This is a genomic window from Brevundimonas sp. AVps31 (assembly GCF_058681355.1).
Genome location: NZ_CM178736.1, coordinates 1,459,377 through 1,480,264, shown reverse-complemented (window position 1 = coordinate 1,480,264; position 20,888 = coordinate 1,459,377). Strand labels below are relative to the sequence as shown.

The 20,888-nt window shown below is 69.3% G+C and carries 19 protein-coding genes; 8 read left to right on the top strand and 11 right to left on the bottom strand.

Annotated elements, in window-relative coordinates; all coding sequences use genetic code 11:
• Positions 1-19 precede the first annotated feature (19 nt).
• Complete coding sequence (gene atpA / locus ACW174_RS07055) at positions 20-1,552, bottom strand: F0F1 ATP synthase subunit alpha (protein ID WP_492016939.1); 1,533 nt, start codon at positions 1,550-1,552, stop codon at positions 20-22.
• 72 nt (positions 1,553-1,624) lie between these two features.
• Entirely contained in the window at positions 1,625-2,179 is a 555-nt protein-coding gene (locus tag ACW174_RS07050; RefSeq protein WP_492016937.1) for a F0F1 ATP synthase subunit delta, read from the bottom strand.
• A 259-nt stretch (positions 2,180-2,438) separates the two neighbouring features.
• Here ACW174_RS07050 and ACW174_RS07045 point away from each other — a divergent pair, with 259 nt between their 5' ends.
• Together ACW174_RS07045 and ACW174_RS07040 are read left to right on the top strand one after the other, a co-directional pair.
• Positions 2,439-3,284: a TerC family protein gene (locus ACW174_RS07045; RefSeq protein WP_492016936.1), complete on the top strand. Its 846-nt coding sequence runs from the start codon at positions 2,439-2,441 to the stop codon at positions 3,282-3,284.
• Positions 3,285-3,286: 2 nt separating this feature from the next.
• The gene (locus ACW174_RS07040; protein ID WP_492016935.1) at positions 3,287-4,093 is read left to right on the top strand and encodes a glutaminyl-peptide cyclotransferase; all 807 of its coding nucleotides are present in this window, start codon (positions 3,287-3,289) and stop codon (positions 4,091-4,093) included.
• Between the two features lie 165 nt (positions 4,094-4,258).
• On the opposite strand, the gene ACW174_RS07035 is transcribed toward ACW174_RS07040, so the two are convergent.
• Positions 4,259-6,421, bottom strand: a complete 2,163-nt coding sequence (locus ACW174_RS07035) for a primosomal protein N' (protein ID WP_492016934.1) — start codon at positions 6,419-6,421, stop codon at positions 4,259-4,261.
• Positions 6,422-6,451: 30 nt separating this feature from the next.
• Between ACW174_RS07035 and fsa the strand changes: the two genes are divergently transcribed.
• From fsa to ACW174_RS07015, 4 genes are all read left to right on the top strand, one after another.
• Positions 6,452-7,105: a fructose-6-phosphate aldolase gene (gene fsa / locus ACW174_RS07030; RefSeq protein WP_492016933.1), complete on the top strand. Its 654-nt coding sequence runs from the start codon at positions 6,452-6,454 to the stop codon at positions 7,103-7,105.
• Between the two features lie 55 nt (positions 7,106-7,160).
• A complete protein-coding gene (locus ACW174_RS07025; RefSeq protein ID WP_492016932.1) occupies positions 7,161-7,862 on the top strand; it encodes a DUF484 family protein in 702 nt (233 codons plus the stop codon).
• Positions 7,844-8,773, top strand: coding sequence for a tyrosine recombinase XerC (locus ACW174_RS07020; RefSeq protein ID WP_492016931.1), 930 nt, complete (start codon positions 7,844-7,846; stop codon positions 8,771-8,773). Before ACW174_RS07025 ends, ACW174_RS07020 begins: the two co-directional genes overlap by 19 nt.
• Positions 8,774-8,845: 72 nt before the next feature.
• Positions 8,846-9,856, top strand: coding sequence for a retropepsin-like aspartic protease (locus ACW174_RS07015; protein ID WP_492016930.1), 1,011 nt, complete (start codon positions 8,846-8,848; stop codon positions 9,854-9,856).
• Position 9,857: 1 nt separating this feature from the next.
• Here ACW174_RS07015 and lpdA read toward each other — a convergent pair whose 3' ends face one another.
• The 4 genes from lpdA to ACW174_RS06995 form a co-directional block, all read right to left on the bottom strand.
• Positions 9,858-11,279: a dihydrolipoyl dehydrogenase gene (gene lpdA, locus ACW174_RS07010; protein WP_492016929.1), complete on the bottom strand. Its 1,422-nt coding sequence runs from the start codon at positions 11,277-11,279 to the stop codon at positions 9,858-9,860.
• 103 nt (positions 11,280-11,382) lie between these two features.
• Positions 11,383-11,853 carry a hypothetical protein gene (locus tag ACW174_RS07005; RefSeq protein ID WP_492016928.1) on the bottom strand — a complete coding sequence of 157 codons (471 nt, stop codon included), beginning with the start codon at positions 11,851-11,853 and terminating at the stop codon, positions 11,383-11,385.
• A 67-nt stretch (positions 11,854-11,920) separates the two neighbouring features.
• Positions 11,921-13,783 (bottom strand): PAS domain-containing sensor histidine kinase, encoded by a 1,863-nt coding sequence (locus ACW174_RS07000; RefSeq protein WP_492016927.1) that lies wholly within the window; start codon positions 13,781-13,783, stop codon positions 11,921-11,923.
• Positions 13,784-13,991: 208 nt separating this feature from the next.
• Positions 13,992-16,241, bottom strand: a complete 2,250-nt coding sequence (locus tag ACW174_RS06995; protein ID WP_492016926.1) for a TonB-dependent receptor plug domain-containing protein — start codon at positions 16,239-16,241, stop codon at positions 13,992-13,994.
• A gap of 253 nt (positions 16,242-16,494) precedes the next feature.
• Here ACW174_RS06995 and ACW174_RS06990 point away from each other — a divergent pair, with 253 nt between their 5' ends.
• Positions 16,495-17,592 (top strand): phytase, encoded by a 1,098-nt coding sequence (locus ACW174_RS06990; protein ID WP_492016925.1) that lies wholly within the window; start codon positions 16,495-16,497, stop codon positions 17,590-17,592.
• A 22-nt stretch (positions 17,593-17,614) separates the two neighbouring features.
• Here the strand turns inward: ACW174_RS06990 and ACW174_RS06985 are convergent, their stop codons facing one another.
• The gene (locus tag ACW174_RS06985) at positions 17,615-18,313 is read right to left on the bottom strand and encodes a MarC family protein (RefSeq protein ID WP_492016924.1); all 699 of its coding nucleotides are present in this window, start codon (positions 18,311-18,313) and stop codon (positions 17,615-17,617) included.
• A gap of 88 nt (positions 18,314-18,401) precedes the next feature.
• Between ACW174_RS06985 and pyrF the strand changes: the two genes are divergently transcribed.
• Positions 18,402-19,127 (top strand): orotidine-5'-phosphate decarboxylase, encoded by a 726-nt coding sequence (gene pyrF / locus ACW174_RS06980; RefSeq protein WP_492016923.1) that lies wholly within the window; start codon positions 18,402-18,404, stop codon positions 19,125-19,127.
• Between the two features lie 3 nt (positions 19,128-19,130).
• Here the strand turns inward: pyrF and ACW174_RS06975 are convergent, their stop codons facing one another.
• From ACW174_RS06975 to ACW174_RS06965, 3 genes are all read right to left on the bottom strand, one after another.
• Positions 19,131-19,979, bottom strand: coding sequence for a hypothetical protein (locus tag ACW174_RS06975; protein ID WP_492016922.1), 849 nt, complete (start codon positions 19,977-19,979; stop codon positions 19,131-19,133).
• A 123-nt stretch (positions 19,980-20,102) separates the two neighbouring features.
• The gene (locus ACW174_RS06970) at positions 20,103-20,525 is read right to left on the bottom strand and encodes a hypothetical protein (RefSeq protein WP_492016921.1); all 423 of its coding nucleotides are present in this window, start codon (positions 20,523-20,525) and stop codon (positions 20,103-20,105) included.
• Between the two features lie 54 nt (positions 20,526-20,579).
• A complete protein-coding gene (locus ACW174_RS06965; protein ID WP_492016920.1) occupies positions 20,580-20,816 on the bottom strand; it encodes a DUF1674 domain-containing protein in 237 nt (78 codons plus the stop codon).
• Positions 20,817-20,888: the final 72 nt, after the last annotated feature.

The following is a 20,888-nucleotide window of genomic DNA, read 5'->3' as shown; positions in this document are numbered from 1 at the left end:
CAGCTTCCGGGGGTCAGACTTAGGCGAAGGTCTTGGTGAAGGCTTCCAGAACGCCCTTCAGCTCGGTTTCGAGCTCGGCGGTCAGGTCCTTCTTCGTGCGGATGCCGTCCAGCAGGGCCGGGTTCGACGACTTGATGCGGGCCAGCAGTTCCGACTCGTAACGACCGATGTCGGCGACAGCGACGCCGTCCAGGTAGCCGCGGGTGCCGGCGTAGACCGACACGACCTGCTCTTCCATGGTCAGCGGGCTGTACTGCGGCTGCTTCAGCAGCTCGGTCAGGCGGGCGCCGCGGGCCAGCAGCTTCTGGGTCGAGGCGTCGAGGTCCGAGCCGAACTTGGCGAAGGCGGCCATTTCCCGATACTGGGCCAGCTCGCCCTTGATCGAGCCGGCGACCTTCTTCATCGCCTTGGTCTGGGCCGAGGAGCCCACGCGCGACACCGAGATGCCGACGTTCACGGCCGGGCGGATGCCCTGGTAGAACAGGTCGGATTCGAGGAAGATCTGGCCGTCGGTGATCGAGATCACGTTGGTCGGGATGTAGGCCGAGACGTCGTTGGCCTGGGTTTCGATGATCGGCAGGGCGGTCATCGAGCCCGAACCGTAATCGCTGTTCAGCTTGGCCGAACGCTCCAGCAGGCGGCTGTGCAGGTAGAAGACGTCGCCCGGATAGGCTTCACGGCCCGGCGGACGGCGCAGCAGCAGCGACATCTGGCGGTAGGCGACGGCCTGTTTGGACAGATCGTCATAGACGATCAGGGCGTGCATGCCGTTGTCACGGAAGAACTCGCCCATGGCGGTGCCGGCGAACGGGGCCAGGAACTGCAGCGGGGCCGGCTCCGACGCGGTCGAGGCGACCACGATGGTGTATTCCAGGGCGCCCGACTCCTCGAGCGTCTTGACGATCTGCGCGACGGTCGAGCGCTTCTGACCGATGGCGACGTAGATGCAGTACAGCTTGGCGGACTCGTCGTCCGTGGCGTTGACCGACTTCTGGTTCAGAATGGTGTCGATGGCGACGGCGGTCTTGCCGACCTGACGGTCACCGATGATCAGCTCGCGCTGGCCGCGGCCGACGGGGATCAGGGTGTCGATGGCCTTCAGGCCGGTCTGCATCGGCTCGTGAACCGATTTGCGCGGGATGATGCCCGGCGCCTTGACGTCCACGCGGCGGCGCTCGCTCGACACGATCGGGCCCTTGCCGTCGATCGGCTCGCCCAGCGGGTTGACGACGCGGCCCAGCAGGCCCCGGCCGACCGGAACGTCCACGATCTCGCCCAGGCGGCGGACTTCGTCGCCTTCCGCGATGGCGGCGTCCGAACCGAAGATCACCGCGCCGACGTTGTCGCTTTCCAGGTTCAGGGCCATGCCCTTCACGCCGGCCTTGGGGAACTCCAGCATTTCACCGGCCTGGACGTTGTCCAGACCGTGGATGCGGGCCACGCCGTCACCGATCGACAGCACCTGACCGACGTCGGAAACGTCGGCTTCGACGCCGAAGTTGGCGATCTGCGACTTGAGGATGGCCGAAATCTCGGCGGCGCGGATGTCCATTTGGATCTCTCTGTCTCGTCTTCTTCGGGGCGGACCGTCAGGCCCACTGCAGTCTGCGTTGGCTGAAGGCGCTTAAGCGCGCTTCAGGGCGAATTTCATCTGGTCGAGCTTGGTCTTCAGCGAGGCGTCGAACAGCTTCGAGCCCACCTTGACCTTGAGGCCGCCCAGGATCGCCGGGTCGACACGGGTCGTCAGTTCGGGATCCTTGCCCAGCGAGGTGCGGAGCGTGGTCTGGATCGTCTTCAATTGTGCGGCGGTCAGGGGCTGGGCGGACACCACCTCGGCGGCGACCACGCCCATCTTCGTCGCGTACAGCGCCTCATAGGCCATGATGACGCCGGTCAGGTCGCGGGCGCGACCGTTCTGGGCCAGCAGGCCGAGGAAATTCTTCGTCACGCGATTGAACTTCGCCTTGTCGGCGATAGCGACCAGACCCTTGACCTGATCGTCCGCGCCGAGGACCGGCGAGTTCGCCAGTCGGCGCAGGTCGGCGCTCTCGGCCCAGGCCGCGCTCAGCGACTTCAGGTCCGCGCGCACGGCGTCCAGCGCGCCATTTTCGTCTGCCAGGTCGAACAGCGCTTGTGCGTAGCGCTTGCCGACTTCCGTCGTTCTGAAATCGTCAGCCACTTATAAGGTCCGCGCGGGTTAGCGTTCGGGTTGCGACCGGCCGCGGATCCGCGCCGACCAAGGGCTTGAAATGCTTTGAGAAAGCACTTTGGGGACGCGTTCAATAACGCGCCCTCCGGCTCAGCCGGGCGCCTGATAGCACCTGTGCCCCTCCGCCGCAACCGACAGCGGCCGCCACATTGGGCCGCATTGCCGCACCCGCAACCGCAACGCTACACACGAGTTTCAGCGCTACGCTTGCAGGAATCTCATACCGACGATGTTCGACTTCACCCCGTTGTTCACCGACCCGACCGCATGGGCGGCCCTCATTACCCTTGTGGTCATGGAAGTCGTCCTCGGCATCGACAACCTGATCTTCATCTCGATCCTGTCGAACAAGTTGCCGCCCGAACATCGTCAGCGCACGCGCCGCATCGGCATCGGGCTGGCGCTCATCATGCGTCTGGGCCTGCTGGCGACCATCGGCTGGATCGTCGGCCTGACCGCGCCGGTCTTCGACCTGGGCATCACCGGTCCGCTGAACAGCCACGGGGAGCCCAGCTTCGACACCGCCTTCAGCTGGCGTGACCTGATCCTGATCGCGGGCGGCCTGTTCCTGCTGTGGAAGGCCACCAAGGAAATCCACCACGCCACCGACCCGACCCCGTCCAACGACATGCTCGAGAAGGACAAGAAGGACGTCGTCATCAACAACGTCGGCTCGGCCATCTTCCAGATCATCCTGCTGGATCTGGTCTTCTCGATCGACTCGATCCTGACCGCCGTGGGCATGACCGACCACATCGTCATCATGATGATCGCCGTGGTGGTCGCCGTTCTGGTCATGCTGCTGGCCGCGGACCCGCTGGCCGAGTTCATCGACAAGAACCCGACCGTGGTGATGCTGGCGCTGGGCTTCCTGCTGATGATCGGCGCGGTGCTGATCGCCGACGGCTTTGGCGTCCACGTTCCCAAGGGCTATATCTACGCGGCGATGGCCTTCTCGGCCCTGGTCGAAGGCCTGAACATGCTGTCCCGCCGGTCGTCCCAGCGGAAGGCGGCGGCGGAACAGGCCCGACAGGCCGAACTGAACAAGGCCGAGACGGCCGAACCCGGAGTATGATCATGCGGCGGCTGCTCTTTTTCTTCGCGGCCGCCCTGCTCTCTCCCGCGCCCGTCCTGGCGCAGACCCCGCCTGCGCCCGCCGCGCAGGCGGCTCCGGCGGCGACCGCCACCCCGGTCTACGGGTTTGAGGTGGTGCGAGCCTATCCGCACGATCGCAACGCCTTCACCCAGGGCCTGATCTGGCGCGACGGCGTCCTGTTCGAAAGCACCGGCCGCTCACCCTCGACCCTCCGCAAGGTGCGGCTGGAGGACGGCGCGGTGCTGCAGACCCGGGTGCTGGACCCCGCCATCTTCGGCGAGGGGCTGACCGAGCTGAACGGCCGGCTGCTGAGCCTGACCTGGACCGACGGCAAGGGCTATATCTGGAATCCCGCCGACCTGAGCCCGCTGGGCGAGTTCGCCTATGACGGCGAGGGCTGGGGCCTGACCACCGACGGGACGCGGCTGATCCTGGCGGACGGCGCGCCCCACCTGCGCTTCCTCGACGGCCAGACGCTGACCCAGACGGGCGAGGTGGCCGTGACCCTGAACGGGCGTCGCGTCGGCCAGCTGAACGAGCTGGAATGGATCGACGGCGAGGTCTGGGCCAACATCTGGCAGACCGACTTCATCGTCCGGATCGATCCGGAGACCGGCGTCGTCAGGGGCGTGATCGACCTGACCAACCTGCTGCCCGACCGCACCGGCATGGACCCGCGCGACGACGTCCTGAACGGCATCGCCTGGGACGCCGAAGGGCAAAGGCTGTTCGTGACCGGCAAGAACTGGCCCAGCCTGTTCGAGATCCGGATCACCGGGCCGCGCTAGGCTCGCTTCGCGCGCCAAGCGCATTTTTGTTGTGCCGCGGAGCGTCGGCCCCTTTGGGGACCTCCCGACCCGACGCGGCCTGGCGCTTCGCGCACCGCCAACCCGGTCGCTTGTTAGCCGGACCGCGCTCAAGCAGCGAGCGACCGCGTCGCGAGCGATAGCGCACTACAAGAAACTATAAGGGTCCACGTCCACGTTCAGGCGCACAGAGGCCGGCACCTTCACGCGGCTGAGCCAGACGCGCAGGAAGCCCTGCAGGTCGACGTCGCGGTCGGCGCGGACCAGCAGGCGCTTGCGGCGCCGGCCGCGGACGAGGGCCAGGGGCGCGTCGGCGGGGCCGTAGACCTCCAGCCGTTCGGCGTTGGGGATGGACTCGGCCAGGTCGCGGGCGACCTTCTCGACCGCCTGGGGGTTCTCTCCGGACAGGATGATCGCGGCCAGACGGCCATAGGGCGGCAGGGACGCGGCCTCGCGCTCGGCCAGCTCGGCCTCGACGAAGGCGTCACGGTCGCCCGCCGCGAGGGCCATCAGCACCGGATGCTCGGGCGTCCAGGTCTGCAGGATGGCCCGCCCCGGCTTGTCGGCGCGACCCGCCCGGCCCGTGGCCTGGGTCAGCAGCTGGAAGGTGCGCTCCGCCGCGCGCAGATCGCCGCCGCGCAGGCCCAGATCGGCGTCCACCACACCCACCAGCGTCAGGTGCGGGAAGTTGTGGCCCTTGGCCGCCGCCTGGGTCGCCACCAGAATGTCGATCTCGCCCTCCGCCATCGACTGGATCAGGGCGCGGGCGGACCGGCCGTCCGGCACGGTGTCGGAGCTGAACACGGCGGTGCGGGCCTGGGGGAAGAGGGCGCGGACCTCCTCCTCCACCCGCTCGACGCCCGGGCCGACGGGAACCAGCGAATCTTCCGCCCCACACGACGGGCAGGTCTTGGGCTTGAGCATCGAGAAGCCGGTCAGGTGACAGACCAGCCGCCCGGTGTAGCGGTGCTCGACCAGCCAGCTGTCGGTGTCCGGCGCGGTCAGGCGGTGGCCGCAGACCCGGCACAGGACGACCGGAGCGTAGCCGCGCCGGTTGAGGAAGAGCAGGGTCTGCTCCTTGCGGGCCAGGGTCTCGCCGATGGCTTCGCGCAGGGGCTGGGACAGCCAGGTCTGGGGGTCGGGCGGGGCGGCGCGCAGGTCCAGCAGGCTGATGTCCGGCAGCACGGCGGCGCCGTGTCGCGCGCCCAGCTTCAGCCAGCGATAGCGGCCCTGATGGGCGTTCCACAGCGTCTCCAGCGACGGCGTGGCCGAGGCCAGCACCACCGTCGCGCTCTCGATCCGGGCGCGGGCCACGGCGAGGTCGCGGCCGTGATAGACCAGCCCCTCCTCCTGTTTGAACGAGCCGTCATGCTCCTCGTCCACCACGATCAGGCGCAGGTTCACATAGGGCAGGAACAGGGCCGAGCGGGCGCCGACGACGATGTTGCAGCGGCCCGCCTGAACGGCCTCCCAGACCTGACGACGGCGCGGCGGGGCGACGCCGGAATGCCACTCGGCGGGCGCGGCGCCGAAGCGGGTGGTGATGCGCTCGATCACCGCCTGGGTCAGGGCGATTTCGGGCAGCAGGATCAGGATCTGGGCCGTCGGATCCGCCTTCAGGGCGTGCGCGGCGGCCTCCAGATAGGCCTCGGTCTTGCCCGAGCCGGTGACCCCGTCCAGCAGCATGGGGGTGAAGGCGCGGGTGGCGACGGCCTCGGCCACCTCGGTCGCGGCGGCGGCCTGATCGGGATTCAGGGTGGCGGGGGCGTGATCGGGGTCGGGCGCGTCGAAGGCGGCGACGGCCTCGATCTCGATCGTCTCCAGCACCCCCTCGTCCAGCAGGCCCTTGACCACGCCGGAGGAGACCTGGGCGGCGCGGGCCAGGTCGGGGCCGGGCATGGACCTTTGGCCCAGGGCCTCCAGCACGGCGGTCCGGGCGGCCGTCGGTCGGGCGGGGAGGCGGTCGCCGACCCGGCGAACGCGACGCTCGGGCCGGGGACGCGGCGCGCGCAGGCCCTTGAGGGCGGCCGACGCCATCTCGCCCGGCGCGCTCAGCGTCCAGCGGGCGGCCCATTCGACGAAATCCATGGTGCGTTCGGGCAGGCGGGGGTCGTCCAGCACATGGTCGATGACCTTCAGCCGCCGGTTCGTGCCCGTGGTCTCGCGCGCCTCCGACACGATGCCCCGGATCAGGCGCGGCCCCAGCGGCACGGCCACCTGATCGCCGCGCACCACGTCGAACCCGTCGGGCACTTCATAATCAAAGGCTTCCGGCACCGGCAGCGGAATCAGGACGGATGCGACTTTCATGTCCTCCCCCCGTCCGCTATTAGCGCGCCCATGAAACTCTTCCTCGACACCGCCGACGTCGCCGTCATCAAGGACCTGCTGCCCACCGGAATGGTGGACGGCGTGACCACCAATCCCACGCTGATCGCAAAGTCCGGGCGCAACATCGCCGAGGTCATCGCTGAAATCTGCGCGCTGGTCGAGGGCCCCATTTCCGCCGAGGCTGTCGCCACCGACTATGAGACCATGGTCAAGGAAGGCGACAAGCTGGCCGCCATCGCCCCCAATGTGGTGGTGAAGCTGCCGCTGACCTGGGACGGGCTGCGCGCCGCGCGGAATTTCTCGGACAAGGGCATCCGGACCAACGTCACCCTGTGCTTCTCCGCCGCCCAGGCCATGCTGGCCGCCAAGGCCGGCGCGACCTTCATCTCGCCCTTCGTCGGCCGTCTGGAAGACCACGGCGCGAACGGGATCGGCCTGCTGGAAGAGATCCGCACCCTGTACGACATCCACGGCTTCGAGACGGAAATCCTGGCCGCGTCGCTGCGCAATCCGATGCATGTGTCGGACGCGGCCCTGGCCGGCGCCGACGCCGCGACCCTGCCGGCGGACACTTTCAAGGCCTTGGTCAAACACCCGTTAACCGACAAGGGGCTTGATGCCTTCCTGGCGGACTGGGGCAAGACCGGCCAGTCGATCCTGTAGGGTCGACACCGCCCCGGCGCCGGTTGTCCAGAGACTGCGCCTCGGGGAGAGGTTTGTGAGCGTATCGCCTGATCTGTTTTCGAAGCCGGACGAGCTTCACTGGCCGGACGTGCGCGCCTGGTTGCAGGCCCATGCCCAGACCCTGCTGGACGACCGCTCCTTGCTGGAAGAGATCGGGCTGAAGCCGCACGGGCGCAATGTGGTCGAGTTCGGCCGCGCCGCCCTGACCCGGCTGGAAGAGGCCGCCGAACGCGAGGCGGACGCCCGCAAGCGGATCGAGGCCATCGCCCGCGCCAATTTCGCCGCCCAGACCCAGACCCATGTCGCGGCCCTGGACCTGATGGAGGCGCGCAGTCCCTCCGATCTGGCCCGCCGTCTGGATGCGGTGGCGCAGGGGCGGTTCGGACTGGCCGGCGCGGCCATCGCGCTGGAAAAGCCCGGCGGCGTGCCGTTCGGCTGGAAGGGACTGGACACCGGCGGCGTCGACGGCCTTCTGGGCGAGCATGGCCTGACCTGGCTGGGCCCGAATTTCGATGGACTGAACCTGTTCGGCGCCGCCGATGACGAGGTGAAGTCGGTCGCCCTGATCCGCATGGCGCCGCAGTTCCCCGGCGACGAGACGCCGGGCCGTCCGGCCCTGTGCGCCTTCGGCTCGCCCGAGGAAGACGGTTTCGCCCCCAATATGGGCTGTGAACTGGTGGCCTTCATCGCGCGGGTGGTCGAACGGACGGCCGAGCGATGGCCCATTCTAAACTGACCGCCGCCGAAACCCTGTCGGCCTGGCTGGAGCATCTGGCGCATGAGCGGCGGCTGTCGCCGCGGACGCTGGAGGCCTATGGCCACATCGGGCGGCTGTATCTGGCCTTCATGGAGCGTCATCGCGGCGAGACGCTGGGGCTGGCCGATCTGGGGACGATCACTGCGGCGGAGGTGCGGGCGCATCTGGCCGAGCGCCGCAGTGGCGATCATCCGCTGAACGCCCGCTCCATCAGCCAGACCCTGTCGGCCATCCGCGCCTTTCACAGCTTCCTCGACCGGCGCCTGAACACGCCCGCGCCGCAGCTGGCCCTGGTGCGCGGCCCGAAGGTGAAGGCGTCCCTGCCCCGTCCCGTGACCGAGGATCAGGCCAGGGGCTTGCTGGAGGAGACGCAGGCCGATCCGGACATCGCGCCGTGGGAGGCCGCGCGCGACCGGGCGGTGCTGACCCTGCTTTACGGCTGCGGCCTGCGGATTTCCGAGGGTCTGTCCCTGATCCGGTCGGACGCGCCCCTGCCCGAGACCCTGCGCATCACCGGCAAGGGCGGCAAGACGCGGCTGGCGCCGGTCCTGCCCGCCGTGCGGGACGCCGTGGACGCCTATCTGGCCCTGCTGCCGCACCCGTTGGCGCCGTCGGACGCCCTGTTCCGGGCCAGGCGCGGCGGACCGCTGGGCCCGCGTCAGGTGCAGGCGGCGATGCAGCGTCTGCGCGGGCGGCTGGGCCTGCCCGCCAGCGCCACGCCCCACGCCCTGCGCCACAGCTTCGCGACCCATCTTCTGGGCGCCGGGGCCGACCTGCGGTCGATCCAGCAGCTGCTGGGCCACGCCAGCTTGTCGACGACCCAGAAATACACCGCCGTCGACGCCGCCCATCTGCTGCAGGCCTACGCCGCGGCCCATCCCCGCGCCTGAGCGAACACGGACTCGCCAGCGCGCGCGATCGGCGCCTAGAGTGCCGCAAAATAGAACAACAGGGGACGGAGCGTGGCCGCGCGGGATCGATCAGGGCCGGATCGTCGGGGCCTGCTGGGCGGGATGGCGGCGCTCGGCCTGGTTGGCATGAGCGGTCTTCCCGCGCGGGCGGCGACACAGGACCCGGCGTCGGGGGACGCCGAGCCGATCGCCCTGCTGACCAATCTGTTCACCCGCATCGGCGCGGCCGTGATGATCAACGGTCAGGGGCCCTTCACCTTCGTCATCGACACCGGGGCCGGGGTGACCTCGGTCGCCGAGACCGTCGCCGCGGCGCTGGCCCTGCCGGCGCGGGAGCCGCTGATCGTGCACGGCATCACCGCCGCGGCCCGGACGGAAAGCGTGGGAGTGGACCGGCTGCAGCTGCGTGGCCTGAGTTTTCACGGCCTGCGATGCCCGGTGCTGCCGCGCCAGCAGCTGGGCGCGGACGGTCTTCTGGGCCTCGATGTTCTGGGACGCTTCCGGCTGGGCTTCGACATCATCCGGCGCAGCGCGACCCTGAGCCGGAGAGGCACCCGGATCCTGATGGGCGGCGCCAGCCAGATCGGGTCCCGCCTGCAGGGCGATCGCATTCGCTCCGTCCGGGGCCGGTTCGGCCAGCTGATCCTGGGCCAGACCCTGGTCGACGGCGTTTCCGCCGCGGCCTTTGTCGACAGCGGCGCCCAGTATTCGATCGGCAATGACGCCTTGAGGCGCGCCGTGCAGGCCCGGTCGGACAGCGGCTCCCGCTTCGCCCGGCAGCTGCAGCTTTACGGCGTGACCGGCCAGAGCCTGCCGGCCCGGCTGGCCCGCGTGGACGATCTGCGGCTGGGACGATCAAGGCTGGGCGCCACCAGCCTGCTGTTCGCCGACCTGCACTGTTTCCACACCCTGGAGCTGGCGGATCGGCCGGCCCTGCTGATCGGCGCGGACCTGCTGAGCCGGTTCAGGGACGTCACCATCGACTTCCCCAACAACGCCATCGCCTTCGAGGGCCTGCGCCGCCAGACGACGCGGACCCTCGAGGACGAACTCGGGGTCTAGATCAGGCCTGCATGGTCCAGTTGTCGACGCCCATGGCGGCCTGTTTGACCGCTTCGGAACGGGTCGGGTGGGCGTGGCAGGTGCGGGCGATGTCTTCGGACGAGGCGCCGAACGCCATGGCGATACAGGCTTCGGAGATCAGTTCACCGGCCGACGGGCCGAAGATGTGGACGCCCAGGACCTTGTCGGTCTTCGCATCGGCCAGCACCTTCACGAAGCCCTCGGTCTCGTGGTTGATCTTGGCGCGGCTGTTGGCGGTGAAGGGGAATTTGCCCTTGCGGAAGTCGACGCCGGCGGCCTTGAGCTGTTCCTCGGTCTTGCCGACCCAGGCGACTTCGGGGCCGGTGTAGATGACGCTGGGGACCAGGTCGTAGTCGACGTGGCCGGCCTTTCCGGCGATGAACTCGATCACCGCGACGGCTTCTTCTTCCGCCTTGTGCGCCAGCATCGGGCCGGTGGTCACGTCGCCGATGACCCAGACCCCGGCCTTTCCGGTCTTCAGATGGTCGTTGATCAGGAAGCCGCGCTTGTCGGTTTCGATGCCGACCGTCTCCAGCCCCAGACCGGCGGTGTAGGGACGGCGGCCGATGGCGACCAGAACCACGTCGCCCTTCAGGGTTTCGGCGGCGCCGCCGGCGGCGGGCTCCACCGTCAGCTCGACGCCGTCCTTGCCGGTCTTCGCGGCGGTGACCTTGGTCCCCATCCGGAAGGTCATGCCCTGTTTGGTCAGGCCGCGCTGGAAGGCGGTGGCGACCTCGGCGTCCATGCCCGCGCCCACCTTGTCCAGAAACTCGACCACCGTGACCTCGGCGCCCAGACGACGCCAGACCGAGCCGAGCTCAAGCCCGATGACGCCCGCCCCGATGACGATCATCTTCTTCGGGATGGCCGGCAGCGACAGGGCGCCGGTGGAATCGACGATCTTGCCCTCGACGAAATCGACGCCCGGCAGGGGGGTGGGCTCCGAGCCCGTGGCGATGACGATGTCTTTCGCCGTCAGGGTGGTGACCGCGCCGTCGGCGGCGGTGACTTCAACCGCGCCCGGGCCGGTGATCCTGCCCTTGCCCTTGATCCAGACGGCCTTGTTCTTCTTGAACAGGAATTCGATGCCCTTGGTCAGGGCGGTCACGCTGTCGGCCTTCTGCTTCATCATCTGCGGCAGGTTGACCTTGGGCGTCCCGACCTCGATGCCGAGGGTCCCGAACTCCTTGTTCGCGATCTCGAACAGCTCCGACGCATGCAGCAGGGCCTTGGACGGCATGCAGCCGACGTTCAGGCAGGTGCCGCCCAGGGTGTCGCCCTTTTCGATGCAGGCGACCGTCAGACCCAGCTGGCCCGCGCGGATCGCGGCGTTATAGCCGCCCGGCCCGCCGCCGATGATGACGACATCATACGCGGTGCTGGGGGAAGCGGCTTCGGCCATGGGGTCTCTCTGATGCTGTCTGGGCGCGGGAAGGCGCGCGGAACCTAGCGGCAAGACCGCAAGGGTCAACCGCTGGAGACTATATGGGCGCTATGGCGCCGCTCTAGAAGGACAGTTGGCCCGCGATGCGACGTTTCCGATGGCGCCGCGCCGCGATGACCACCAGCACGCCGAGCAGCAGCAGGCCGCCCAGCACCAGCCAGACCGGATCGACGGGAAAGTCGCTGACCGGCGCGGCCGAGCGCGCGGCGATATCCGCGCCGCCGCCGTTGCGGTCCATGGCCAGACGCAGGACGGCGTCGGCGATGAAACCCAGGAAATAGGCGATGGAAGCCTTGGCGTTGCCCGCGCCCAGCATCAGGGCGGCGACCAGGTACAGGGCGACGGCCCCGACCCACAGCGCCCAGGCGGGGATGACGCCGAACAGGTCGCCGCCGGTCGCGGCCTCGGCCTCCGCCCGCATCGCGCCGACGTCAGGTGCGCCGCCGTCCAGCAGGGGAGACAACAACGGCCAGGCCAGCCAGCCGACGTAGGCGAGAATGACGAGGGCGACGAGGGGGCGCAGCAGCTTCATGACCGGTCTCCGAAGGCGACGTTAACCACCCTACACCGGGATCGGCGAACGTCGATAGCGGGACCGGTCAGGCGGTCTGGCGTTCCGGCTCCGCGACCGGCTGCGGCAGGGTGATGGACACCTCGGCCCCGCCGTCCGGCACGTCATCGATGGACAGGACCCCGCCCGACTGACGCGCGAAGGCATAGGCCTGCGACAGGCCCAGACCGGCGGCGCCTTCACGGGTGGTGAAGAAGGGTTCGACCGCGCGGGCGGCCAGTTCGCGATCCATGCCCGGGCCGGTGTCGCGGACGCTGAGCCGCAGACCGCCCTCCATCAACACCTCCAGACGAACGGCGACCGAGCCTTTCGAGCCCACCGCCTCGACCGCGTTCTGCGTCAGGGCGCGCACGGCGCCCTCGAAGGCGACCGGGTCCAGACGGGCGGGCGCCTCGGTCGCGGGGCCCTCGATCATCAAATCGATGTCCGGCCCGGCCATGGCGCGCAGGCGGGTCTCCATGCCGCGCAGCAGCACGGCCGCGTCCAGCGTCTGGAAGATGGGCGCATCATCGCCTTGCGAGAAGGCGGTCAGGCGGCGCGTCAGCTGCTCACCCCGCTGGCCGGCGGTCAGGGCGGCCTGACCCAGACGGCGGACCCGTGCGGGGTCGTCGGCCTGACGCAGCATCATGTCCAGCGCGCCGGTCATGACCCCCAGCAGGGCGTTGAAGTCGTGGGCCAGTCCGCCGGTCAGGCGACCGACGCTTTCCATCCGGCGTCCGCCCTGCAGTTCCAGTTCGGCGTCTTCCAGCGCCTTGCGGGCCACGGCGCGGGCGGCCTCGGCCTCCTCGCGCGCGGCGGCGGCGTCGGCCAGCGCGGCCTCGGCCTGACGGCGGGCGGCTTCGGCTTCTTCGCGCAGGGCGAGGGTCTCCTCGGAAATCACCGGCGTTTCCGGCGCGGGCGCGGCTTCAGGCGCCGGCGTCGGCGCGAACACGATGGTCTCGACGGGCGCTTCCGGCGCCACCGCGACCTCTTCCACCACCGGATCGGCGCGTTCGCCGGCCAGCAGCAGGGCGTCGACGCCGCCCTCGGCATTGGTCAGGGGCAGCATGGACCAGCGGATGCCTTCCGGCGCCCCGTTTCGGGACGTGAAGCTGTCCGCTTCTCCCGCCGGAGCGGACAGGGCGGCGCGCAGGGCCTGACGCCCCTCGGCGCGCTCATCCTCGGCCAGGAACAGGTCGGCGAAGTCGCCTTCGGCGGCCTCCCGGCCCAGGACCAGCAGGGCGGTGCGATTGGCCTCGCGAACCAGACCGTTGGCGGACACCACGACCAGGGCGCTGGAGGCGGCGTCGAAGACGCGGCGGGTCAGGTCGCTGTCGACCACGGCGACCGGCTCGGGCGCGATCACCTCGGGCGCCTGCAGGCCGTCGGTCTCGACGATGGCGGCGGTCGAGCCGGTGATCTGGCCCAGTTCATTCTCGATCGGCATGGCCGTGACCGAGACCAGCATCTTCTTGCGGGTGGCCGGGTTGGACATCAGGTGGTGGAAGCCCTTGACCGTCTGACCCCGCAGGGCGCGCGCGCTGGGCAGCAGGTCCGGCGGCACCGGGCGACCGTCCGGGAAGGTGATGCCCCAGGTGGCGGAGTGGAAGCGCAGGCCGATCAGTTCTGCGTCACGACGGCCCAGCAGCTGGTGCGCGGCGCGGTTGGCGAAGACGAACTTGCCCTGCTTGTCGGTCTCGACGAGGGCGACGGGGATGGCGTTCAAGGTCTCGAACAGACGCTTCTGCGAGTCCTCCGCGACACGCTGGATCAGATCGAGCTGGCCCGAGGCGTCGACGTGCTGCCCGCGCTTCTTCACCGCGAACCACAGGGCGACCAGCCCGATCAGCCAACCCACCGCGGCGAGAGCGCCCAGCACCCACATCCAATTGATCTGGCCTTCGAGAAACATTCGACCTGACTGTCCCGTTCTGGCGCCCCTGCGCCCGTTCGGGAGACACCTTGCAAACGGCGAACCGCAACAGCCGCCTTTCGCCCCCGAGGCGACCTAAACACGGATTCTTCCGCGGTCCAGTGCGACGGATCAACCTGTCGGCGCGGCGCACGAAAAAGGGCCGGACGTCGCCGCCCGGCCCCTTCGTTTCGACTCTGGACAGGCGTCAGAAGGCGACGCGCATGACCAGCTGATAGACCGGGCCGGCGCTTTCGGTTTCCAGCTCATACTCGTCGTAGTCGCGGCTGATCTGGTCGTCCTGATCGCCGAACTTGTCGAACACCTCGTCCTTGGAGCTGTCCAGCAGGTTGGAGCCGGTCAGGCGGATGACGGTGTTGGCGAACAGGCGCTTCTCGAGGAAGACCTCGAGGTCGGCGCCGTAGGAGGTCGTGACCTCTTCGGCATAGACCCGGCCGAAGGCGTCGCCCTGTTTGCGATAGGTGGCGCCGAAGGCCGCGCCCCAGGTCGGGATGTCGTGGGTGAAGCCGAAGTTCAACACATAGTCCGACTGGTCGTTGAAGCGGCGATCGCCGAGGTCGTCCTCGACCTGGCTGTCCAGCCAGGACGCGTTCAGGAAGACGCCGGTGTTTTCCATGCCGATGAAGTCCAGCGGCGTGGAGAGGTCGAACTCGACGCCATAGACCTGACCGTCGCCGACGTTGTCGATGGATTCGATGAAGGCTTCGATGACGGTGGGCGTGTCGGGGTTGTCGCCGCTTCCGGCTTCGTCGGTATTGATGTCCTCGATCAGGTCCGTGATGTCCCGGTAGAAGACGTTGATCCCGACGACGCCGCGACGGCCCAGACGACGCTCGAAGCCCGCATCGATACCCCAGGCCAGTTCGGGCTTGAGGTAGGGATTGCCGCGGAAATCGTTGTCGCCGCGCTCTTCCTCGAGCGTGACCGGAGCCAGATCATCGAAGTCGGGACGGCGAACGGTGCGCGCGACCGACAGGGTCAGGCGATCCGTGTCCGACAGGCGGTAGCGCAAGCTGGCCGAGGGCAGCAGCTCGGCATAGTCGTTGTCGATGCCGGCGATCGTGGTGTCGGTGGTCTCGTAACGCAGGCCGGCCTCCCACTTCAGCGCGCCGCTTTCGCCGGAGAACATGACGAACGGGTCGATCCGGGTTTCCTCGATCACGTAGGAGCCGGTGTTGAAGACGAACGGCGGTTGCGTCGGGCGCGGGGTCGGCGCGTTCGGGATGGTGAAGCGGACGCGGTCCGCCGTGCGGGTGGTCGAGTCGCGATCCTTCTGAACCGCCTGGACGCCGAACTCGAGCTCGACGCCGGCGCCGATGTCCCGCGTGTGTTCGATCGCCGCCGACACTTCCTCATCCTGCAGGTCGCGGTATTCGAGGTCCGCCGTGAAGCGATCCTCTTCCGGGAAGGGGTTGGTGTCGCGCAGGTATTCCGCCTCGTTCTCGAACTCCGTTTGTTCGTCGTTGAAGCTGGCGTAGCCCAGCTTGAAGCGGGTCTCGCCGCCGAACATGTCGCGCGCATAGCGGGCGCGCAGGCTCAGGTTGTCGGTCTGGATATCGACGTCGTTGTCATTGATCGTCAGCAGGTTGGCGGCGGTCTCGACACCGCCCCTGTATTCGATCGAGTCCTCATCCTGCAGGCGGTCGGTGCGCACGAAGACGCCGGACAGGTCCAGCGTGCCGCCGCCGACCTCGACCTCATAGGCCGCGTTGAACGAGTAGTCCGTGCCGCTGCGCACGTCGGTCTGGACCTCGGTATTGTCCAATGTGCCGTTCGGCTGGTCGAAGCGCTGGCTGTACTTGTTCTTGGGATTGCGGCGATCCTGCAGGCTGGCGCCGACCAGCAGACGGCCGGGCCCGACCTGCCCGCCCCAGACCGCGCCGAACGTGCCGCCGATCTCATCGTCCGGGAACAGGATGGCGCCGGCGCGGAGGTATCCGCCGTCCAGCGAGACGGCGTCGCGCAGCACGATGTTGATGGCGCCCGAGACGGCGTCGCCCGAGCGGTTGGCCGAGGACGACCGGACGACCTCGACCCGCTCGATCAGTTCGGCGGGGATGCGATCGACGAAGAAGGACCGATCGACGCCGGCGCCGGGCACCTGTTCGCCGTTGATGAGGATCTGGGTGTAGCCCGGATCGAGGCCGCGCAGGCGCACGCCGTCGGACTCCAGAATGTCGGACAGGAAGGTCACCGACGGCACGCGCTTGAGGGCGTCGCCGACGGTCAGCGGCTCGAAGCGCTGGAAATACTCGAGATCGTACGACAGGGTCGGGACCACGTCCTCGGTGCGGTTGCGCATGACCGGCTCGCCGGTGACGATGACTTCGTCCAGGGCGGTGGTCGGAACCGGTTGCGCGTCCTGGGCCATGGCCGGAGCCGCGATTGCGAAGGCGAGCGGGGCGACGGCGGCGCCGAGCAGAAGTCCGAGTTTCATTTGGTGCATCCCGATGCGTCCGGTCGGCCCCCCGGCCGCCGGCTCTGGATGCGCCAGCTAGGCCGTGCCGAAGACGTGGGCGCGACGGATTCGCGAACGGCGCTTGGCGAATTTGGAACGCCCCTGTGACGGTTGATCCCCAGGCGGACGGTTCGTCACGAAGGCGACGCCAGACCGTCATGGAGCGTTGCTTGACCGGTTGCGGGGGCGCGTGGTCTGGCGCGCATCGTCAAATGCCATGGAGCGCGCGCCGATGAACGTCCGGACCCTGATCGTAAGCGTCGCCGCCTCGGCCCTGCTGGCCGCCTGCGCCACGGGTGAAGTCGACTTCCAGGGCGAGGGCGAAGGCGTCGTCGGCGAAGGCGCGCCGGTTCACGCCGTGCTGGAAACGCCGCCGGTCGGCCTGCCCGGTCAGGACGCCGCCGACGACCCCGCCGTCTGGGCCTCGCCCACCCCGGTGACCATCAAGGGCGCAATGGTCGACGGCTTCGTCGCCGGCACCGACAAGAAGGCAGGCCTTTACATCTACGGCCTCGACGGTGCGATCCTGCAGTTCCTCCCCGAGGGTCTGCTCAACAACGTCGACGTGACCGAGGGCCTGAGCGTCGGCGGTCGGCCGCAGGTGATCTTCGGCGCCAGCGACCGCACGCCCGGCAAGACCGGCATCGCGCTCTATCTGTTCGACCCGGCCGCGACCGGCGACAACGGCGTCCGTCACTGGGGCAATGTGGCCACCGACGTGGTCGAGCCCTACGGCTTCTGCTTCGCCCGCCGCGGGGCGGAAGTGCACGCCATCCTGGTCGGCCACGAGGGCGAGCTGCGCCAGTTCGTCCTGACCGTGGGCGCCGACGGCCAGCCCTCCGCCCGCCTCGTCCGCACCGCCGCCATCGGCACGATCTCGGAAGGCTGCGCCGCCGATGAGGCGACCGACGCCCTCTACATCGCCGAGGAGAACGTCGGCGTCTGGCGCTACGGCCTCGATCCCGCCTCCGGCGCCGCCCGGACCCTGGTCCAGCCGATCGCGCCGGGCGTGCTGGTCGCAGACGCGGAAGGCCTGACGGTCATCGCCGACGGCGCGGCCCGCTATCTGATCGGCTCCAGCCAGGGCGACTCGACCTTCCCCGTCTGGCGCATCGACGGCGCCGCGCCCGAGTACAAGGGCCGCTTCGTGGTGGCGCAGGGCGCCATCGACGGCGTGACCGGCACGGACGGTCTGGACGCCCTGGGCGGCCGGGTCGGCGCGCGCTTCCCCGAGGGCGTGGTGGTGGTTCAGGACGACGTGAACGACGTCGGCAACCAGAATTTCAAATACATCGACTGGCGCAACATCCGCGCCGCCCTGGGGCTCTGAACCCCGGAGCCGCCCGGTCCTCCTAGTGACCGCCCGCCGGATAGGGGATGGTGACGCCGGTGCTGATCATGCCCGGCAGCGCCTCGCCCAGCCCCATCAGGATGAACTGGATGGCCAGGGCGCACAGGATCAGGCCCAGCACCCGCACCACGATGGCCAGGCCGACATCGCCCAGAACGCGGCTGATCGGGCCGGTCAGGGCGAAGCTGATAAAGGAGACGATGCAGGCGGCGGCGATGGCGGCCAGCGCCGCGGCGGCGCCCGCCGGCCCGATCTTCTGGGCCTCGCCCGCCTGGATGATGATGGCCGAGATCGCGCCCGGGCCGATCATCAGCGGAATGGCGAAGGGCACGACCAGCTTCTGGAACCGGCGCTTGGCGTAGCCGCGCACGTCCTTGAGGTCATTGGCCGCGTCCTTGTCGGCGAAGGTGGCGAGGAAGTCCTCGCGCGCCATGTCCAGACCCAGCAACAGCAGCAGGATGCCGCCCGCGATCCGGAAGGCCGCCAGCGAAATGCCGAAGAACTGCAGCAGGCCCAGGCCGGTGTAGAAGAAGAAGGCCAGGAACAGGGCCGCGAACAGGCAGATCAGCGCCGAGACCGACACCCGCTGACGAAGGCTCGCTCCCGCCGTCGCCGCCGCGAAGATCGGCAGGTTTCCCACCGGATCCAGCAGAGCGAACAGCGTCACGAACAGGTTGACCCCCAGTTCGACCGCGTCCATGACCTGACCTCGCCCCCCAATTCACTCGACCGCCATAAGGGCTGACGCACGTCCGCGCGTCCACCCCCGGCGGGCAAGGAGACGCCGAATGACGCCCGTTCTCACCGATCCGCGCCTGATCGTCGGCCTGGACCTGCCCTCGCTGGACGCCGCCCGGGCCATGGTGAAGCGGCTGGACGGGACGGTGAGCGCCTACAAGATCGGTCTGACGCTTCTCGCCCGGCCCGGCGGCGTGGCCTTTGCCCACGAGCTGCGCGCGGCGGGAAAGACGGTCTTCCAGGACTGGAAGCTGCACGACATCGGCGCCCAGGTCGAAGGCGCGGCCCGCGCCGTGGCCGAGGGCGGCTGCGACCTGCTGACGGTCCATGCCGAACCGCAGGTGATGAAGGGCGCGGTCAAGGGCCGCGACGCCGCCGGATCGGACACCAGATTGCTGGCCGTCACGGTGATGACCAGCCTGTCGGACGCGGACCTGACCGAGATGGGTTACGGCTTCACCGCCGCCGAGCTGGTCGAGCGGCGGGTGCGACAGGCGCTGGACTGCGGTGTGGACGGCGTGGTGTCCAGCCCGCTGGAAGCCGCGCGGGTGCGCGAAATCGCCCTTGAGGCGGGCCGGCCCGACTTCCTGATCGTCACCCCCGGCGTTCGTCCGGACGGCGCCGACAAGGGTGATCAGCAGCGCGTGGCCACGCCGCGCGCGGCGCTGGAAGCGGGCGCGACCCATCTGGTGGTCGCCCGCCCGATCGTCGGGGCCGAGAACCCCCTGCTGGCGGCCTCGGCCATCGTCGAGGAGATCGACCGCGTCCGGCCCTGAGGCCTAGCCCCGCTCGCCGGGTTCCTGACGGTATTCCTGACGCGGCAGGGGCCGACGCGGCGGCGCGGCGCGATGCGGACGGGCCGCAGGGCGCGCGGGCGGCGGTGAAACGTGGCGCGGGGCCTCGTATCGCGGGGGCTCGGGCAGATAGGCCGGCGGATAGGGCGCGGCCTCGCGGTCGCAGTCGCAGGCCCGGCGATCATCATGGCGTTCGTCGTAACGGCGGCCGTCCTCATGGACGTAGCCCTCTTCCCAGGCGCTGTGCTCGCTGTAGCTTTCGCGGACCTCGTAGCGGCTCTCGGCATAGGCGTCGTAACGATCGTGGCGCTCGCTGTAGCCGTAGCGCCCGCCCCGGTCGTAGCCCGCATCGTCGTAGCGATAGCCGCAGCGCGACGGGCGCAGGTCGTCGCGACCGAAGCCGGTGACCACATAGCCGAAGGGCGCCGACGGGCAGGGTGGAGCCGCCAGAACGCGGTCGTCATAGATCGCCGGGCCGCCCGAATAATATCCGCCCGCGTCACCGCCGTAGCCGCCGCCGACATAGACGGTCCCGCCGCCATAGCCGCCGCGTCCGCCGCCGACGTCATAGGTTCGGGCGTTCAGAGAACCGCGGGCCGACGCGTCGGCGGAGGCATAGGCCCGGGCCGAGGCGTTGACGTTCACATTGATGTTGGAGTTCCAGCCGCCCCCGCCATGCGGCGGCTGGGGCGTATGCCCGCCTCCGCCGCCGTGGCAGCAGGTCGAGGGGGGCCGGGGCTGATGACCGCCGCCCCCGCGCGGTCCACCGGCAAGGGCGGGCGTGGCGATGAGGATCAGCAGGGCGGCGCCGGCCGCGGCGGTACGCTTACGCATATCGGACTCCGTTTCAGGAGCCGTTATGGCGCGCGTGGTCGAGGCGGGCCCGGCCTTGCACCGGCGGGGGGAGCGCGGGGCGGCGCATTCCCCTGAGAGGATGGAAATTAACCCTGACGGGCGTCAGCGATCGTAGAAATAGACCTCGGGACCCTCGTCGTAACGACCCCGGTCGCCGTTGACGTAGCCCTGCCGTCCGGGGCGGGCCCGGTCGTTGTTATAGCCCCACTCGTCGCGATAGCCCTGATCCGGGCGGCGGTCATACCGGTCGCGGTCGTAGGCATGGGTCCGGTCGCGTCCGTACCCGTAACGGGGCGCGCGACCCGGCACATGGACATAGACCCGTTCGCCGTAGCCGTCCGCCCAGCGGCCGGTCTCCGTGTAGGACCGGGTCTCGACCTCGGACAGGGGCGTGCCGCCGACGGGGCGCCCCCAACTGTCGAGATAGACGGGCTGGCCCCAGGACGGCGCCCAGGTCTGGGCCGTCGCGGCGCCCGCGAACGCAAGCACGGCGAGGCCGGAAGCGGCGGCGAGAAAGCGGATCATGGGCGGCGTCTCCTGAACGTCAGGGTTAACGCTGTTCGCCAGGATCGGTTCGCGTCAGAAATCGACCGCGAGGCCCTTCTTCTCCCAATCGCCGTAGCGGGTGGGCTCGGGACCGCGCGGGCCGCCGTGTTCGGTCTCCAGTTCGGCCGTTTCGGTCGCGGCGCGACGATCCGCCGCCTCCAGCAGGGCGCGGCGCGCGGCCTCGCTCAACGGCCGCTCGGGCGTGGCGTGGGGGACATCCGCGTTGAAAGCGGGGGCCGGTTCGGTCTCGGGGGTGGGATGATCGGTCACAGCGTCCTCGCCTTGAGCCATCGCGTTGCAATTCGCAAATTGGAAGCTTCAGTCCCCGGCGCCAGTGCGCCC

Excerpts from the sequence above, each read along its gene's own strand:
- atpA (WP_492016939.1), bottom strand. The coding sequence starts at position 1,552 with ATGGACATCCGCGCCGCCGAGATTTCGGCCATCCTCAAGTCGCAGATC.
- ACW174_RS07045 (WP_492016936.1), top strand. The coding sequence starts at position 2,439 with ATGTTCGACTTCACCCCGTTGTTCACCGACCCGACCGCATGGGCGGCC.
- ACW174_RS07040 (WP_492016935.1), top strand. The coding sequence starts at position 3,287 with ATGCGGCGGCTGCTCTTTTTCTTCGCGGCCGCCCTGCTCTCTCCCGCG.
- ACW174_RS07035 (WP_492016934.1), bottom strand. The coding sequence starts at position 6,421 with ATGAAAGTCGCATCCGTCCTGATTCCGCTGCCGGTGCCGGAAGCCTTT.
- fsa (WP_492016933.1), top strand. The coding sequence starts at position 6,452 with ATGAAACTCTTCCTCGACACCGCCGACGTCGCCGTCATCAAGGACCTG.
- ACW174_RS07020 (WP_492016931.1), top strand. The coding sequence starts at position 7,844 with ATGGCCCATTCTAAACTGACCGCCGCCGAAACCCTGTCGGCCTGGCTG.
- lpdA (WP_492016929.1), bottom strand. The coding sequence starts at position 11,279 with ATGGCCGAAGCCGCTTCCCCCAGCACCGCGTATGATGTCGTCATCATC.
- ACW174_RS07005 (WP_492016928.1), bottom strand. The coding sequence starts at position 11,853 with ATGAAGCTGCTGCGCCCCCTCGTCGCCCTCGTCATTCTCGCCTACGTC.
- ACW174_RS07000 (WP_492016927.1), bottom strand. The coding sequence starts at position 13,783 with ATGTTTCTCGAAGGCCAGATCAATTGGATGTGGGTGCTGGGCGCTCTC.
- ACW174_RS06995 (WP_492016926.1), bottom strand. The coding sequence starts at position 16,241 with ATGAAACTCGGACTTCTGCTCGGCGCCGCCGTCGCCCCGCTCGCCTTC.
- ACW174_RS06990 (WP_492016925.1), top strand. The coding sequence starts at position 16,495 with ATGAACGTCCGGACCCTGATCGTAAGCGTCGCCGCCTCGGCCCTGCTG.
- ACW174_RS06985 (WP_492016924.1), bottom strand. The coding sequence starts at position 18,313 with ATGGACGCGGTCGAACTGGGGGTCAACCTGTTCGTGACGCTGTTCGCT.
- pyrF (WP_492016923.1), top strand. The coding sequence starts at position 18,402 with ATGACGCCCGTTCTCACCGATCCGCGCCTGATCGTCGGCCTGGACCTG.
- ACW174_RS06975 (WP_492016922.1), bottom strand. The coding sequence starts at position 19,979 with ATGCGTAAGCGTACCGCCGCGGCCGGCGCCGCCCTGCTGATCCTCATC.
- ACW174_RS06970 (WP_492016921.1), bottom strand. The coding sequence starts at position 20,525 with ATGATCCGCTTTCTCGCCGCCGCTTCCGGCCTCGCCGTGCTTGCGTTC.